Here is a 14,536-nt window from a genome sequence, read left to right as displayed (position 1 = left end):
TTCAGAAAGGTATAATGACGTCGAATTTAATAAACTTCGGGTAAAGTTGAGTGAGATTAATAATCTCCTTAGGCAGGACCCGATTGCTGAAATATTATTCTCCGTAAGCAATCATTTCCGCGTGGATTAATTTCATCCAAAACCGCATTTCATTTCTTTGACATTCTCCCCGGTTACTTTTTTATCTTCCGGGCACACTCCAGCTATGCTCTCAGAGTGGCCTCGATCACACTTTTACGCTCATCCCCGCTACTCCTCCCTGTCTAATCCCCCACGGGAGGAGGAAGAGGTGAAATGAGCCAGGCACACTAGCGCCAACTTGTGTTTTTTTTCTAAAGGATGCCGATCCCCTATGTCACAGCCTACCTTCAACAAAGCTCAATTCCAGGCTGCCCTGACGCGTCAGTGGCAGCGTTTTGGCCTTCATGCTGCAAACGAGATGACGCCTCACCAGTGGTGGCAGGCGGTGAGCGGGGCGCTCGCAGAGCAGCTGGATGCTCAGCCCGTGGCGAAGCCCGTCAAAGGCCAGCGTCACGTTAACTATATCTCGATGGAGTTCCTGATTGGCCGCCTGACCGGCAACAACCTGCTGAACCTCGGCTGGTATCAGGAGGTGGGTGATGTGCTGAAAGAGCACGACATTAACCTGACCGACCTGCTGGAAGAAGAGATCGACCCGGCGCTGGGCAACGGCGGACTGGGGCGTCTGGCGGCCTGTTTCCTTGACTCTATGGCAACGGTCGGCCAGTCGGCGATTGGCTATGGCCTGAACTACCAGTACGGCCTGTTCCGTCAGTCGTTTGCCGACGGCCACCAGATGGAAGCGCCGGACGACTGGCATCGCAATACCTACCCGTGGTTCCGCCACAACGCGCAGCTGGACGTGCAGGTCGGCATCGGCGGGAAAGTGACGAAGCAGGGGCTCTGGGAACCGGCGTTCACTATTACCGGTGAAGCCTGGGATCTGCCGGTGCTCGGCTACCGTAACGGCGTGGCGCAGCCGCTGCGTCTGTGGCAGGCGAAGCACGCGCATCCGTTCAACCTGACCAAATTCAACGACGGCGATTTCCTGCGCGCCGAGCAGCAGGGCATCGACGCCGAGAAGCTGACCAAAGTCCTCTATCCGAACGATAACCACCTGGCGGGTAAAAAGCTGCGCCTGATGCAGCAGTACTTCCAGTGCGCCTGCTCCGTGGCGGATATTCTGCGTCGCCATCACCTGGCGGGCCGCAAGCTGGCGCAGCTGCCGGACTTCGAAGTCATTCAGCTTAACGATACGCACCCGACTATTGCCATCCCGGAACTGCTGCGCGTGCTGATTGACGAGCATCAGCTGAGCTGGGACGACGCCTGGGCCATCACCAGCCGCACCTTCGCCTATACCAACCACACCCTGATGCCGGAAGCGCTGGAGTGCTGGGATGAGAAGCTGGTGAAAACGCTGCTGCCGCGCCACATGCAGATCATCAACAAGATTAACGACCAGTTCAAAACGCTGGTGGAGAAAACCTGGCCGGGCGACAAAGCCGTCTGGGCGAAGCTGGCGGTGGTGCACGACAAACAGGTGCGTATGGCGAACATGTGCGTGGTGAGCGGCTTTGCCGTTAACGGCGTGGCGGCGCTGCACTCCGATCTGGTGGTGAAAGATCTGTTCCCGGAATATCACCAGCTGTGGCCGACCAAATTCCACAACGTGACCAACGGCATTACGCCGCGTCGCTGGATCAAGCAGTGCAATCCGCTGCTGGCCGGCCTGCTGGATAAGACCCTGAAGAAAGAGTGGGCCAACGATCTGGACCAGTTGATTAACCTGGAAAAATACGCCGACGATGCGAAATTCCGCGAGCAGTACCGCGCGATCAAGCTGGAGAACAAGGTTCGCCTGGCGGAGTTTGTGAAAATGCGTACCGGGATTGAGATCAACCCGAACGCCATTTTCGATATCCAGATCAAACGCCTGCACGAGTACAAGCGTCAGCACCTGAACCTGCTGCATATTCTGGCGCTGTACAAAGAGATCCGCGAGAACCCGCAGGCCGACCGCGTGCCGCGCGTGTTCCTGTTCGGTGCGAAGGCGGCGCCGGGCTACTACCTGGCGAAAAACATTATCCTCGCCATCAATAAAGTGGCGGCGGCGATCAACAGCGATCCGAAAGTGGGCGATAAGCTGAAGGTCGTGTTCCTGCCGGATTACTGCGTCTCGGCGGCGGAAATGCTGATCCCGGCGGCGGATATCTCCGAGCAGATCTCGACCGCAGGGAAAGAAGCGTCCGGTACCGGCAACATGAAGCTGGCGCTCAACGGCGCGCTGACCGTCGGCACGCTGGACGGTGCGAACGTCGAAATCGCCGAGAAGGTCGGTGAAGAGAACATCTTTATCTTCGGCCATACTGTTGAAGAAGTGAAAGCCATCAAGGCCAAAGGCTACGACCCGGTGAAATGGCGTAAAAAAGACAAAGTGCTGGATGCGGTGCTGAAGGAGCTGGAAAGCGGCAAATACAGCGACGGCGACAAGCACGCGTTTGACCAGATGCTGCACAGCATGGACAAACACGGCGGCGACCCGTACCTGGTGATGGCGGACTTCACGGCCTACGTTGAAGCGCAGAAACAGGTCGACGTGCTGTACCGCGACCAGGAGGCGTGGACCCGGGCGTGCATTCTGAACACCGCGCGCTGCGGCATGTTCAGCTCTGACCGCTCAATCCGTGATTATCAGGCCCGTATCTGGCAGGCAAAACGCTAAGGAAGCGCGATGGAGAGTAAACGTCTGGACAGTGCCGCGCAGGCGGCGGGAATTAGCCTCAGTTACATCAATGCGCACGGCAAACCGCAGTCTATTGGTGCGGACACCAAAAGACGTTTGCTGGATGCCATGCACAAAACCGACGCGAACGCGTCGGTTGCTCCGGTGCCAAACGTGAAGGTCTTTACCGCAGGCAAAAAGATGCCGCTGGCGGTGGAGGGGCGCGGCGAGTATAGCTGGCTGCTCACCACCGAAGAGGGGCATCAGCATAAAGGCCACGCCACCGGCGGCAAAACGTTAAACCTTCCGGCAAAGCTGCCGGAGGGCTACCACAGCCTGACGCTCACCCAGGACGAACAGCGTTTTCACTGCCGGGTGATCGTCGCGCCAAAACGCTGCTATGAGCCGCAGGCGCTGCTCGAAGGCAAAAAACTGTGGGGCGCCTGCGTGCAGCTCTATACGCTGCGTTCAGACAGCAACTGGGGCATCGGCGATTTTGGCGATCTGAAAAAGATGCTGGCATCTGTTGGTGAGCGCGGCGGCGCGTTTATCGGCCTCAACCCGATCCACGCGCTCTATCCGGCCAACCCGGAAAGCGCCAGCCCGTACAGCCCGTCTTCCCGACGCTGGCTAAACGTGATTTACATCGACGTTAACGCGTTAGACGATTTCAAAAACAGCAAAGAGGCACAGGCGTGGTGGAAGCTTGAGACCACCCAGCAGCTGCTGAAGCAGGCCCGCGATGCGGACTGGGTAGATTATGCCTCCGTGACCGCGCTGAAAATGGCGGCTCTGCGCCTGGCGTGGAAAGGCTTTGCGAAGCGCGACGACGAGCAGATGGCGGCCTTCCGCCAGTTCGTGATGCAGGAAGGTGAAAGCCTCTACTGGCAGGCGGCATTTGATGCGCTGCACGCGTATCAGGTGAAAGAGGACGAAATGCGCTGGGGCTGGCCGGTCTGGCCGGAAGCGTATCAGACCGTGGATACCCCTGAAGTCAAAGCCTTCTGTAAAAATCATGCCGACGAGGTGGACTTCTACCTATGGGTGCAGTGGCTGGCGTACAGCCAGTTTGCCGCCTGCTGGCAGGTGAGCCAGGGCTATAAAATGCCGATCGGCCTGTATCGCGATCTGGCCGTGGGCGTGGCGGAAGGCGGCGCGGAAACCTGGTGTGACCGTGAGCTTTACTGCCTGAAAGCATCCGTCGGCGCGCCGCCGGATATCCTCGGCCCGCTCGGTCAGAACTGGGGCCTGCCGCCGATGGATCCGCACGTGATGGCGGCGCGCGCCTACGAGCCGTTTATCGACCTGCTGCGCGCGAACATGCAGAACTGCGGGGCGCTGCGCATTGACCACGTGATGTCCGTGCTGCGCCTGTGGTGGATCCCGTACGGTGAAACGGCCGATCACGGGGCGTACGTGCAGTATCCGGTGGACGATCTGCTGTCGATCCTGGCCCTGGAGAGTAAACGTCATCAGTGCATGGTGATCGGTGAAGATCTCGGTACCGTACCGGTGGAAATTGTCAGCAAGCTCCGCGACAGCGGGGTTTATTCCTACAAAGTGCTCTATTTTGAGAACGACCATGAGAAAACCTTCCGCGCGCCGAAAGCGTACCCTGAACAGTCAATGGCAGTCGCGACGACGCATGATCTTCCTACGCTCAGAGGCTACTGGGAAAGCGGCGATCTGACCCTCGGCAAAACGCTGGGCCTCTATCCAGATGAAGAGGTTCTGCGTGGACTGTATCAGGACCGCGAGCTGGCGAAGCAGGGGCTGCTGGACGCGCTGCACAAGCATGGCTGTCTGCCGAAGCGTGCCGGACATAAGGCGTCGCTGATGGCAATGACCCCAACGCTCAACCGTGGCCTGCAGCGCTATATTGCCGACAGCAACAGCGCTTTGCTCGGCCTGCAGCCGGAAGACTGGATTGATATGGCGGAGCCGGTGAACGTGCCGGGCACCAGCTATCAGTACAAGAACTGGCGCCGCAAGCTGTCCACAACGCTTGAGACGATGTTTGCCGATGACGGGGTGAACAGGCTGATTAAAGATTTGGATAAGCGCAGAAGGGCGGTGGGTAAGAAGTCGTAATTTGCCCCTCACCCTAGCCCTCTCCCCAAAGGGGAGAGGGAACCGATCGAGCAGGAGATTCAGAGAGCCATATTCAACAGCAGACACCCTACCAGGCCGCAGACCGAAATAATGGTTTCCAGCATTGACCAGGACTTGATGGTCTCACCGATGGTCAGGTTGAAGTACTCCTTGAACAGCCAGAAGCCCGGATCGTTCACGTGAGAGAAAATCACGCTGCCGGAGCCTACCGCAATAACCATCAGCTCAGGGCTGACGCCCGTGGTGGCAATCAGCGGCGCAACGATACCGCCCGCTGTAATCGCCGCAACGGTTGCAGAACCCAGCGCGATACGCAGCACGGCAGCAATAGACCACGCCATCAGGATTGGAGAGATATTGGTTTCATGCATCATGGAAGCGATGTATTTGTCCACGCCGCTGTCGACCAGCACCTGCTTGAACGCACCGCCACCGCCGATAATCAGCAGCATCATGGCAATGATTTTGATGGACGAGGTCAGCGTGTCGTTGATCTGATCCATGGAGCGGCCACGGTTCAGGCCGAAGGTGAACATCGCAATCAATACCGCAATCAGCGTTGCCATCACCGGGTCGCCGAGGAACTCGGCAACGGCCAGGAAAGCGTGGCCTTTCGGCAGGATCATCTCCGCCACGGCGCGCATTGCCATCAGGATCACCGGTACCAGCGAGGTCCAGACGCTGACGCCAAAGCCTGGCATCTCTTCTTCAGTGAAGGTTTTGGCGCTGTACAGGCCTTCCGGAATAGGCTTATCAATGCCTTTCAGGAAGCGGGCATACACCGGGCCTGCCAGAATTACGGTCGGGATCGCCAGAATCGTACCGAACAGCAGGGTTTTACCCATATCGGCGTGGAAGATGGTGGCGATGGCGGTTGGACCCGGGTGCGGCGGCAGGAAGCCGTGGGTCACGGACAGCGCAGCAGCCATTGGTACACCCACGAACAGCAGCGGGATGTTGGCCGCGGCGGCGATGGTGAACACCAGCGGCAGCATCAGCACGAAGCCCACTTCATAGAACAGCGCGAAACCGACGGTAAAACCGGTTAACACCACCGCCCACTGGATGTGCTGTTTACCGAATTTGGCAATCAGGGTGGTGGCAATACGCTGCGCGCCACCGCAGTCCGCCAGCATTTTGCCGAGCATGGCGCCGAAGCCCATGATCAGCGCCAGGCTGCCGAGCGTGCCGCCGACACCGGCTTTGATAGAGCTGATAACTTTAACCAGCGGCATCCCCTGCATCAGACCGACTGCAAGTGCCACCAGAACCAGAGCGATAAATCCGTTCATTTTGAAGCGGATCATCAAGAGCAGTAATAACACAACACCGATAGCAACGATGACTAATGGCATGATTTACCTGGCCTTTGAATTGTTATGGGTAACGTCATTGTTTCAACGACAAATTCCGGTTGTCCCAACTGGGAACAGAGTGGTTAACGGCACTCATACTGATGCCTGCGAAACAGTTAAGTTTAGTCGGCTGTTATAAGGGTGTTGAGTGCCCACGAGAATGATACGGGTAACATATCGTGGTTGAGAATCACCCGGTGAGGCAAAATTTGAATTATGAGACGCAGGTCAACATATAGAGGGGGAAGGCAAGGGAGTCAGGCCCGGTAAGCGCAGCGCCACCGGGCAATACAGACGGGTACTGAATTAGTAGTAAGAGTGCTCGCCGCGCTGGTGCTCTGTCAGGTCGCGCACGCCTTTCAGTTCCGGGAATTCGTTCAGCAGCTGCTTCTCGATCCCTTCTTTCAGGGTCACGTCGACCATGGAGCAACCGTTACAGCCGCCGCCAAACTGCAGGATCGCCAGGCCGTCTTCCGTGATTTCCATCAGGGAAACGCGACCGCCGTGGCCGGCCAGTTGTGGGTTGATCTGGGACTGCAGCAGATACTCAACGCGTTCCATCAGCGGCGCATCGTCAGAGACTTTACGCATTTTGGCGTTTGGCGCTTTCAGGGTCAGCTGAGAACCCAGCTGGTCGGTGACAAAGTCGATTTCCGCATCTTCAAGATACGGCGCGCTCAGTTCATCGACGTAAGCGGTGAGCTGTTCAAATTTAAGGGCAGTGTCAGTTGCTTCCACAGCGTCCGGAGGACAATAAGAGACACCACATTCTGCATTCGGAGTGCCTGGATTGATCACAAACACGCGGATCTGCGTCCCTTCTTCCTGATTTGCCAGCAGTTTGGCAAAGTGCGCTTGTGCAGAATCGGAAATACGGATCATAGCTTTGGCCTAATAGTTGACTAAATTACCTGGGTATAATCATACGCCCATTGAAGAAGGGCTACAAGGTACGGCACAGACACCATACCTGAACCGACGCGGCGCCGCTTTGCAAAAGCAGTCGGGAAAGTTCAGCAACGGTACTGCCTGTGGTGACGACGTCATCCACGATGGCGATATGGAGGCCGTGGACTGGCAATTCAAGGCGAAAGGCGTTTTTCAGGTTCCTTTTGCGAAGCCGGGCGTTGAGCTGATGCTGGATGGCGGTGGCATGAACGCGGGTAAGCGCGCTGGCATCGTAGCGACAACCCAGCCACCGGGCGAGCGGGCGGCAGAGCAGGTCGCTTTGATTATAGCCGCGCCGCCAGTGTCGGCGTCGGTATAAGGGGACATTCACCACCATGTCGATTTTCGGCAAAGCGCGGGTTCGTCGCGCCTGTAAAACGGCCAGCAAAAGCAGGCGGGCAAGGGGCTGCGCCAGCGAACTCTGGCCGGAAAACTTCAGGGCGTGAATAAGCCCGCTCAGCGGCGGAACATAATCATCCACGGCCACCAGCGCGCTCCACGGCGGGGATTTTTTCAGGCAGCGGCCGCAGGGCAAATCGCGGTTCGCCGCCGGTAAACCACATTGCGGGCAGGTTGTGATACGCCTTTCCAGCGAACGCGTGCAGACGGAACAGACGCCCCACGCGCTGAGGGCAAGCGGCATTTTGCATAGCCAGCACAAGCCAGGCACTGTTAGCATGTGCAACCTCCATGTGAAAAAAGAGAACAGTAACTGATGAAGACGCTGTGGTGGCAGACCGTAGGGACAGGAAATTGCCATCTTGTGCTGCTGCACGGATGGGGCCTGAATGCGGAAGTGTGGCATTGCATAAGCGAGGAACTTGCCTCGCAATTTACGTTACATCTGGTTGATCTGCCGGGCTATGGTCGCAGCCGTGGCTTTGGCGCGATGTCGCTTGATGAAATGGCGCAGCACGTTGTAGACGCCGCGCCGCAAAATGCCATCTGGCTGGGCTGGAGTCTGGGCGGGCTTGTGGCAAGCCAGATTGCGCTCTCCTGGCCCGAGCGCGTTAGGGCGCTGGTCACCGTGGCCTCGTCGCCATGCTTTAGCGCGCAAGAGGCGTGGCCCGGCATCAAACCTGATGTTCTGGCGGGCTTCCAGCAGCAGCTGAGCGACGATTTCCAGCGGACCGTCGAGCGATTCCTCGCCTTGCAGACGATGGGCACCGAAACCGCGCGTCAGGATGCCAGAGCGTTAAAGCAGGTGGTGCTCTCCCTGCCGATGCCGGACGTTGAGGTGCTTAACGGCGGTCTGGAGATCCTGAAAACGGCCGATCTGCGCGAGCCGCTGGCCGGGCTGAGCATGCCGCACCTGCGCATCTATGGCTATCTCGACGGGCTGGTGCCGCGCAAAGTGGTCCCACTTCTGGATTCCCTCTGGCCGGACAGCGAATCACAGGTCATAGCAAAAGCCGCGCATGCGCCGTTTATCTCTCATCCGACGGAGTTTTGTTCAGCGTTGGTTGCGTTAAGTCAACGTTTAGACTGATTATTTTCTATCCAGCCTGGAAAAAGTTACACACCGCAACCATACTCCAGATGTCGTTGCGGTTGTTCTGCCTACGATGATCAAAACAACAATCCTATGGAGAGTCAGGCTATGAAACTTGTTACAGGTATTGTCACTTCTCTGGTTATTGGGTCACTGTCATTTGGCGTTTTTGCGGCAAAAGAGCTGGAAAAAGATAAAGTTGCCGGGATGAATTTGACGAAAATTGGTGAGATTTCTACGTCTGACACCACCGCGCCGATGGATGCAAGAAAAGAGCTGTCGAAGAAAGCGGATGAGCTGGGCGGGACATACTTCGTCGTCACCAGCGCAGAAAAACAGACCAAAAACGTACGCGCTACTGCGGACGTCTATAAGTAATACGATAAAACCGGGCAGCAATGCCCGGCTTTATTAGCGCAGTGCCCACCACTCCCTGAGACAGGCCTTTCCTTCCGGACAGCTTTTACAACTGCCGGAGAGGCAACCCTCCGCTTCGTCCTGAATCCGCACGGCTTTACCCATGGCTTCCAGGCGCTCCAGCATGGCATCGATCATCGGCTGCGGCGTATGCAGGCTAAGGCTGAGCTGTTTTGCCTCCATGCGTCCCTGCAATGCCAGTAAGTCACGAACCTGGATCAACGATGCCATCTGTTTTTCCCCTTAGTGACAGTCGCCAGCCGGGCTGTTGCAGCAGGTGCCCGGGGTTTTACGCGTCGCCAGCAGGTTGATATCAACGCGGCTTCGCGCCCGGCGCAGCAGGCCAATCACAATCACGTTAAACAGGATGACCGCCAGGATGCTGACCAGGCTGTAGCGCGGATGCTGGCTGAAGTTAACGGTCTGGTAAAACAGCGTCGCCAGCGAGTAGGCGATATTCAGCCCCCACAGAATGGAGAAGCCCATCCAGCCGCGGCTGGACTCACGGGCAATCGCCCCCATCACCGAGATGCACGGAATATAGAGCAGAACGAAGATCAGGTAGCTGTAGGCTGCGGACGCGCTGCCAAACTTCTCGCCCATCACGCCCATGGCACCGGTCGCCATTTCGCCGTCGCCTTTGCTGGCCTCAATCGGGTTAGCCAGCACGCTCAGGCTGAAGGTGTCTTTCAGGCTCTGCCAGGTCTCCTCTACGGCACCCAGCAGTTCGTCACCGAGGTGAAACTCCGCCGGGTTAAATTCCTGCTCCTGAATGTTCTCTGCGGTGTAGAGCGTGTTCAGGGTCCCGACGACCACCTCTTTCGCCATCGCACCGGTGAACAGGCCCACGGTCGCCTGCCAGTTATCCTCCTGTACGCCAATCGGTTTGAAGACCGGCGTGATGACGCGGCTGACGGAGGCGAGGGCAGAGTCGTTGATGTTATCTGCCGCCTGACCGGTGAGGGTGAAGCTGTTCAGCGCGCTCAGGAAAATACTGACAATAACAATCATCTTACCGGCGCGCAGCACAAAGCCTTTCAGGCGCTGCCAGGTCTGGATCGCCAGGCTTTTCAGATGCGGGACGTGATAGACCGGAAGCTCCATTACAAACGGTGACGCTTCACCACGCATGATGGTGTGCTTGAGCATTAAGCCGGTCAGGATCGCCATCACGATGCCCAGCACGTACAGCGAGAAGACCGCCAGCGCTCCCTGCTGGCCAAAGAAGGCTGCCGCGAAGACGGCAAAGATTGCCAGACGCGCACCGCAGGACATAAACGGCGCCATCATAATGGTCATCAGTCGTTCACGCGGTGCATCCAGGGTGCGCGCGCCCATAACCGACGGCACGTTACAGCCGAAGCCGACGATCAGCGGGACGAACGATTTGCCCGGCAGCCCCAGCGCCTGCATCAGGCGGTCCATCACGAAGGCGGCGCGCGCCATGTAGCCTGAATCTTCGAGGAACGAGAGGAACAGATACATCATGCCGATCTGCGGTACCAGCGGCAGCACGGTGTTGATACCGCCGCCAATCCCCTGGGCAAGGAAGATGGTCAGCCATTCCGGGAAGTGCAGGGTGTAACCTACCCACTGAATACCGTGTACGAAGACCGCGACAGAACCGGCGTCAAAAATCGGCTGCAGCGCGCCACCGATGTTAATCGCGAGCAGGAACATCACGTACATCACCAGCAGGAAGATGGGCAAACCGAGGAAGCGGTTGAGCACAATCTTATCCACCGCCGCCGTAAAGCGGCTGGGCTCTGCGGTAAGGGCGTTGCTGACCACGTCGCAAATTGACGCAATGGCCTGATAACGCGCATCGGCGATGTGCAGCGCCGGATCGTCCAGCTCGTCGCTGAGACGGGCGAGGGCCACGTCCAGCTTATCCGCCGCATGTCCGGCATAGGCGCGGCTGTAGATATCCCCTTCCAGCATCTGCAGGCCGAGCCACAGGCGCTGTTTTGCAGGCATGCTGCTGTCCATCTCCTGCGCCAGCCGTTCGGCTTCGCGCAGCAGCGGCTGGGCGTAGTGCACCAGCTCAACGTCGCGGTTTCCCGCGTGGCGGTCAATCGCCAGCTTCAGGGCGTCGATACCGCGAGCGCGGGTCGAGACCAGCGGAACCACCGGACAGCCCAGGCGCGCGGAGAGCGCATCGACGTCGATGCGCAGCTTTTGTTTTTCCGCAATGTCGAGCATGTTGAGCGCCACGATGCAGGGGATCCCCAGCTCCAGCAGCTGTAGCGTCAGGTAAAGGTTTCGCTCGAGGTTCGAAGCGTCGACCACGTTGATCAGCAGATCCGCGTCGCCGCCTAGAATGTAGTGGCAGGCAATTTGCTCATCGAGCGAAGTCTGGGATGAAATCGTGGTTAAGGAGTAGGTGCCGGGAAGGTCAACCAGGGTGACCTGATTGTCCGTTGTCGCGAACTGGCCTTCTTTACGTTCAACCGTTACGCCTGCCCAATTTCCCACGCGCTGGCGCGCGCCGGTTAACTGATTAAATAAGGTTGTCTTGCCGGAATTAGGATTGCCAATTAAGCCAATAGTTAATTTTTTCATTGTATTAGACCCACCGAAACCGCTGGCTTGTTAACGGGATAAAGATTCAACTTCAATTAATGCGAGGTCTTTTTTGCGCAGAACCAGATTTACGCGCCGGGTTTCGATATGAACTGGATCGCCCAACGGCGCCACACGCACGACCTGGAATGATGATCCGGGCAGCATGCCAAGTGACAGCAGCTTCTGCCGATAGGCCGGGCTAATTTCGCGGGTAAAACCGGTAATTTTCCATGCACTGTCTGGAGTGAATTGCATAATGCCTGATTCCACGAGAGGTTAAATAATCTACACTGCGATGATAATGAGAATAGTTTTTATCAGCAATAATAAAAATGTGACGGGATGTTGTTAATCGTATTAATTTGCGGTCTGATTGACCTTGCTCAATATTTGCAGAATTACCCGGGAAGGAATAAAAAGCGTATTTGTTAATGGAGTGATAAATAGCGGTTTAAATATGGGTGTGCAATCGGTTTCATATATTTCGAGATGATTTTATTCCCCTCATCCCGGCCCTCTCCCCTTTGGGGAGAGGGTTAGGGTGAGGGGGGTGACCTTAGCGTTTCTTACCCATCGCCGCCGCCAGCGCGTCCATCATCGCGCTGTTGCCCGCAGGCTGCGCGTCACGCCCGCGCGGTTTTGTGGCTTTCGTGGCCGGACGCTGCTGCTCGCGGCCTCCGCCGTTGCCGCCACGGCGCGAGCTGGTGTCGCCCGGCTGCTCATCCAGACGCATGGTCAGGGCGATACGCTTGCGCTGCAGATCCACCTCCAGCACTTTCACCTTCACGATGTCGCCCGCTTTGACCACGGTGTGCGGGTCTTCAACGAACTTGTCGGCAAGGGAAGAGATATGCACCAGACCGTCCTGGTGCACGCCGATATCCACAAACGCGCCGAAGTTGGTGACGTTGGTCACCGCGCCTTCCAGCACCATGCCCGGCAGGAGATCGTTCATGGTCTCGATGCCGTCAGCAAAGGTCGCCGTTTTGAACTCAGGACGCGGATCGCGGCCCGGTTTTTCCAGCTCTTTGATGATATCGGTGACGGTTGGTACACCAAATTTGTCGTCGGTGAAATCAACGGCTTTCAGGTTACGCAGAGCGCTGCTGTCGCCCATGAGATTCTTCAGCGCCTGCTGGGTGGCGGTCAGGATGCGTTCCACCACTGGATACGCTTCCGGGTGAACGGTAGAGGCATCCAACGGGTTATCGCCGTGGTTGATGCGCAGGAAGCCCGCGCACTGCTCAAACGCTTTCGGCCCCAGGCGGCTCACTTTGAGCAGCTGCTGACGGTTCTGGAACTGGCCGTTCTCATCGCGCCAGGCGACGATGTTCTGTGCCATCATGCGGGTTAAGCCCGCCACGCGGGTCAGCAGGGGAACGGAGGCGGTGTTCAGGTCCACGCCGACGGCGTTTACGCAGTCTTCCACGACCGCGTCCAGCTTGCGCGCCAGCTGCGTCTGGCTCACGTCGTGCTGATACTGGCCCACGCCGATGGATTTCGGATCGATCTTCACCAGCTCCGCCAGCGGATCCTGCAGACGACGGGCGATGGAGACCGCGCCGCGCAGGGAAACGTCCAGGTCAGGGAATTCCTGCGCCGCCAGCTCAGAGGCGGAATAGACCGATGCGCCCGCTTCGCTGACGATCACTTTCTGTGCCGTCACTTTCGGGAACTGCTTCTGCACGTCGAGGTAGAAACGCTCGGTTTCGCGTGATGCGGTGCCGTTACCGATGGCAACCAGCTCCACGTTGTACTTCTCGCACAGCGCCGCCACCACGACGGCGGCTTTCGCTGCCTGGCCGGTGTGCGGGTAAATGGTATCGGTGGCGACCAGCTTGCCGGTGCCGTCAACGACCGCCACTTTCACGCCGGTACGCAGGCCCGGATCGAGCCCCATGGTGGCGCGCAGGCCCGCAGGAGCGGCCATCAGCAGGTCATGCAGGTTACGGGCGAAGACGTTGATCGCTTCGTCTTCCGCGCGCTCGCGCACGGTGCCCATCAGCTCGGTTTCCAGGTGCATCAGCACCTTGATGCGCCACGTCCAGCTCACCACGCCTTTGCGCCAGCTGTCCGCCGGGGCGTTGTTCAGGCGCAGGCCGAGATGGTCGATGATAATCTGCTCGCAGTGGCTCTCTTTCGGCGGCTCGTCAAACTGTGGGTCGGCGTTCAGGGAGAGCTGGAGCACGCCTTCGTTGCGGCCGCGGAACATCGCCAGCGCGCGGTGAGACGGGGTGGTCGAAATCGGTTCGTGGTGATCGAAGTAGTCGCGGAACTTCGCGCCTTCTTCCTCTTTGCCCGCGACGACGGTAGAGACGATGTGGGCGTTCTTCCACAGGTAATCACGCACTTTGGCCAGCAGGGCGGCGTCTTCCGCGAAGCGCTCCATCAGGATGTAGCGCGCGCCGTCCAGAGCGGCCTTGGTGTCAGCGACACCTTTGTCGGCGTCGACGAATTTTGCCGCTTCGGTTTCCGGGTCGTGAGATGGCTCATTCCACAGCAGCTCTGCCAGCGGCTCAAGGCCCGCCTCAATCGCAATCTGCCCGCGGGTACGGCGCTTCGGTTTGTACGGCAGATAGAGATCTTCGAGTTCGGTTTTGCTCAGGGTGCCGTTAATGGCGCTTTCCAGCTCGCTGGTCAGCTTGCCCTGTTCGCCGATGGATTTGAGGATCGCCTGACGACGTTCTTCCAGCTCGCGCAGATAGCCCAGGCGGGTCTCCAGGTTACGCAGCTGCGTGTCATCCAGACCGCCTGTGACTTCCTTACGATAACGTGCAATAAACGGCACGGTGTTCCCTTCATCAAGCAGGCGAACGGCAGCTTCTACCTGTTCGGCTCTGGCCTGAAGTTCACCCGCAATAATGCGGCAGAGCGAATCTTTCATCATGGCTTTATCATCTT

At 58.0% G+C, this 14,536-nt stretch carries 11 protein-coding genes; 4 read left to right on the top strand and 7 right to left on the bottom strand.

What is annotated here, in order from left to right; genetic code table 11:
* Positions 1–352: 352 nt before the first annotated feature.
* Both malP and malQ read left to right on the top strand, forming a co-directional pair.
* On the top strand, positions 353–2,746 hold the full coding sequence (malP, locus tag OKF39_RS21860) for a maltodextrin phosphorylase (RefSeq protein ID WP_028014682.1): 2,394 nt from the start codon (positions 353–355) through the stop codon (positions 2,744–2,746).
* Positions 2,747–2,755: 9 nt separating this feature from the next.
* Positions 2,756–4,837 (top strand): 4-alpha-glucanotransferase, encoded by a 2,082-nt coding sequence (gene malQ, locus OKF39_RS21855; protein WP_479983346.1) that lies wholly within the window; start codon positions 2,756–2,758, stop codon positions 4,835–4,837.
* 59 nt (positions 4,838–4,896) lie between these two features.
* On the opposite strand, the gene gntT is transcribed toward malQ, so the two are convergent.
* The 3 genes from gntT to gntX form a co-directional block, all read right to left on the bottom strand.
* Positions 4,897–6,213, bottom strand: a complete 1,317-nt coding sequence (gene gntT, locus OKF39_RS21850; protein ID WP_048960500.1) for a gluconate transporter — start codon at positions 6,211–6,213, stop codon at positions 4,897–4,899.
* Between the two features lie 306 nt (positions 6,214–6,519).
* Positions 6,520–7,095, bottom strand: a complete 576-nt coding sequence (gene nfuA / locus OKF39_RS21845; protein WP_003861601.1) for a Fe-S biogenesis protein NfuA — start codon at positions 7,093–7,095, stop codon at positions 6,520–6,522.
* A 61-nt stretch (positions 7,096–7,156) separates the two neighbouring features.
* A complete protein-coding gene (gene gntX, locus OKF39_RS21840; protein ID WP_045259366.1) occupies positions 7,157–7,840 on the bottom strand; it encodes a DNA utilization protein GntX in 684 nt (227 codons plus the stop codon).
* Between the two features lie 36 nt (positions 7,841–7,876).
* Between gntX and bioH the strand changes: the two genes are divergently transcribed.
* Together bioH and OKF39_RS21830 are read left to right on the top strand one after the other, a co-directional pair.
* Complete coding sequence (gene bioH, locus OKF39_RS21835) at positions 7,877–8,650, top strand: pimeloyl-ACP methyl ester esterase BioH (RefSeq protein ID WP_028014677.1); 774 nt, start codon at positions 7,877–7,879, stop codon at positions 8,648–8,650.
* A gap of 111 nt (positions 8,651–8,761) precedes the next feature.
* Positions 8,762–9,031: a YdgH/BhsA/McbA-like domain containing protein gene (locus tag OKF39_RS21830; RefSeq protein ID WP_028014676.1), complete on the top strand. Its 270-nt coding sequence runs from the start codon at positions 8,762–8,764 to the stop codon at positions 9,029–9,031.
* A gap of 33 nt (positions 9,032–9,064) precedes the next feature.
* Here the strand turns inward: OKF39_RS21830 and feoC are convergent, their stop codons facing one another.
* The 4 genes from feoC to OKF39_RS21810 all read right to left on the bottom strand — a co-directional run bounded on the left by feoC (position 9,065) and on the right by OKF39_RS21810 (position 14,522).
* Complete coding sequence (gene feoC, locus OKF39_RS21825) at positions 9,065–9,301, bottom strand: [Fe-S]-dependent transcriptional repressor FeoC (protein ID WP_048960506.1); 237 nt, start codon at positions 9,299–9,301, stop codon at positions 9,065–9,067.
* 12 nt (positions 9,302–9,313) lie between these two features.
* The gene (feoB, locus tag OKF39_RS21820) at positions 9,314–11,632 is read right to left on the bottom strand and encodes a Fe(2+) transporter permease subunit FeoB (RefSeq protein WP_479983345.1); all 2,319 of its coding nucleotides are present in this window, start codon (positions 11,630–11,632) and stop codon (positions 9,314–9,316) included.
* Between the two features lie 30 nt (positions 11,633–11,662).
* Positions 11,663–11,890 carry a ferrous iron transporter A gene (feoA, locus tag OKF39_RS21815; RefSeq protein WP_006177893.1) on the bottom strand — a complete coding sequence of 76 codons (228 nt, stop codon included), beginning with the start codon at positions 11,888–11,890 and terminating at the stop codon, positions 11,663–11,665.
* Positions 11,891–12,191: 301 nt separating this feature from the next.
* Positions 12,192–14,522: a Tex family protein gene (locus OKF39_RS21810; RefSeq protein ID WP_479983344.1), complete on the bottom strand. Its 2,331-nt coding sequence runs from the start codon at positions 14,520–14,522 to the stop codon at positions 12,192–12,194.
* Positions 14,523–14,536: the final 14 nt, after the last annotated feature.

Source organism: Enterobacter cloacae complex sp. HYC042_NIDB (assembly GCF_056673315.1).
This window is presented reverse-complemented; position numbering and strand designations above follow the sequence as displayed.

Excerpts from the sequence above, each read along its gene's own strand:
- gntT (WP_048960500.1), bottom strand. The coding sequence starts at position 6,213 with ATGCCATTAGTCATCGTTGCTATCGGTGTTGTGTTATTACTGCTCTTG.
- OKF39_RS21810 (WP_479983344.1), bottom strand. The coding sequence starts at position 14,522 with ATGATGAAAGATTCGCTCTGCCGCATTATTGCGGGTGAACTTCAGGCC.
- feoB (WP_479983345.1), bottom strand. The coding sequence starts at position 11,632 with ATGAAAAAATTAACTATTGGCTTAATTGGCAATCCTAATTCCGGCAAG.
- nfuA (WP_003861601.1), bottom strand. The coding sequence starts at position 7,095 with ATGATCCGTATTTCCGATTCTGCACAAGCGCACTTTGCCAAACTGCTG.
- OKF39_RS21830 (WP_028014676.1), top strand. The coding sequence starts at position 8,762 with ATGAAACTTGTTACAGGTATTGTCACTTCTCTGGTTATTGGGTCACTG.
- feoA (WP_006177893.1), bottom strand. The coding sequence starts at position 11,890 with ATGCAATTCACTCCAGACAGTGCATGGAAAATTACCGGTTTTACCCGC.
- bioH (WP_028014677.1), top strand. The coding sequence starts at position 7,877 with ATGAAGACGCTGTGGTGGCAGACCGTAGGGACAGGAAATTGCCATCTT.
- malQ (WP_479983346.1), top strand. The coding sequence starts at position 2,756 with ATGGAGAGTAAACGTCTGGACAGTGCCGCGCAGGCGGCGGGAATTAGC.
- gntX (WP_045259366.1), bottom strand. The coding sequence starts at position 7,840 with ATGCTAACAGTGCCTGGCTTGTGCTGGCTATGCAAAATGCCGCTTGCC.
- feoC (WP_048960506.1), bottom strand. The coding sequence starts at position 9,301 with ATGGCATCGTTGATCCAGGTTCGTGACTTACTGGCATTGCAGGGACGC.
- malP (WP_028014682.1), top strand. The coding sequence starts at position 353 with ATGTCACAGCCTACCTTCAACAAAGCTCAATTCCAGGCTGCCCTGACG.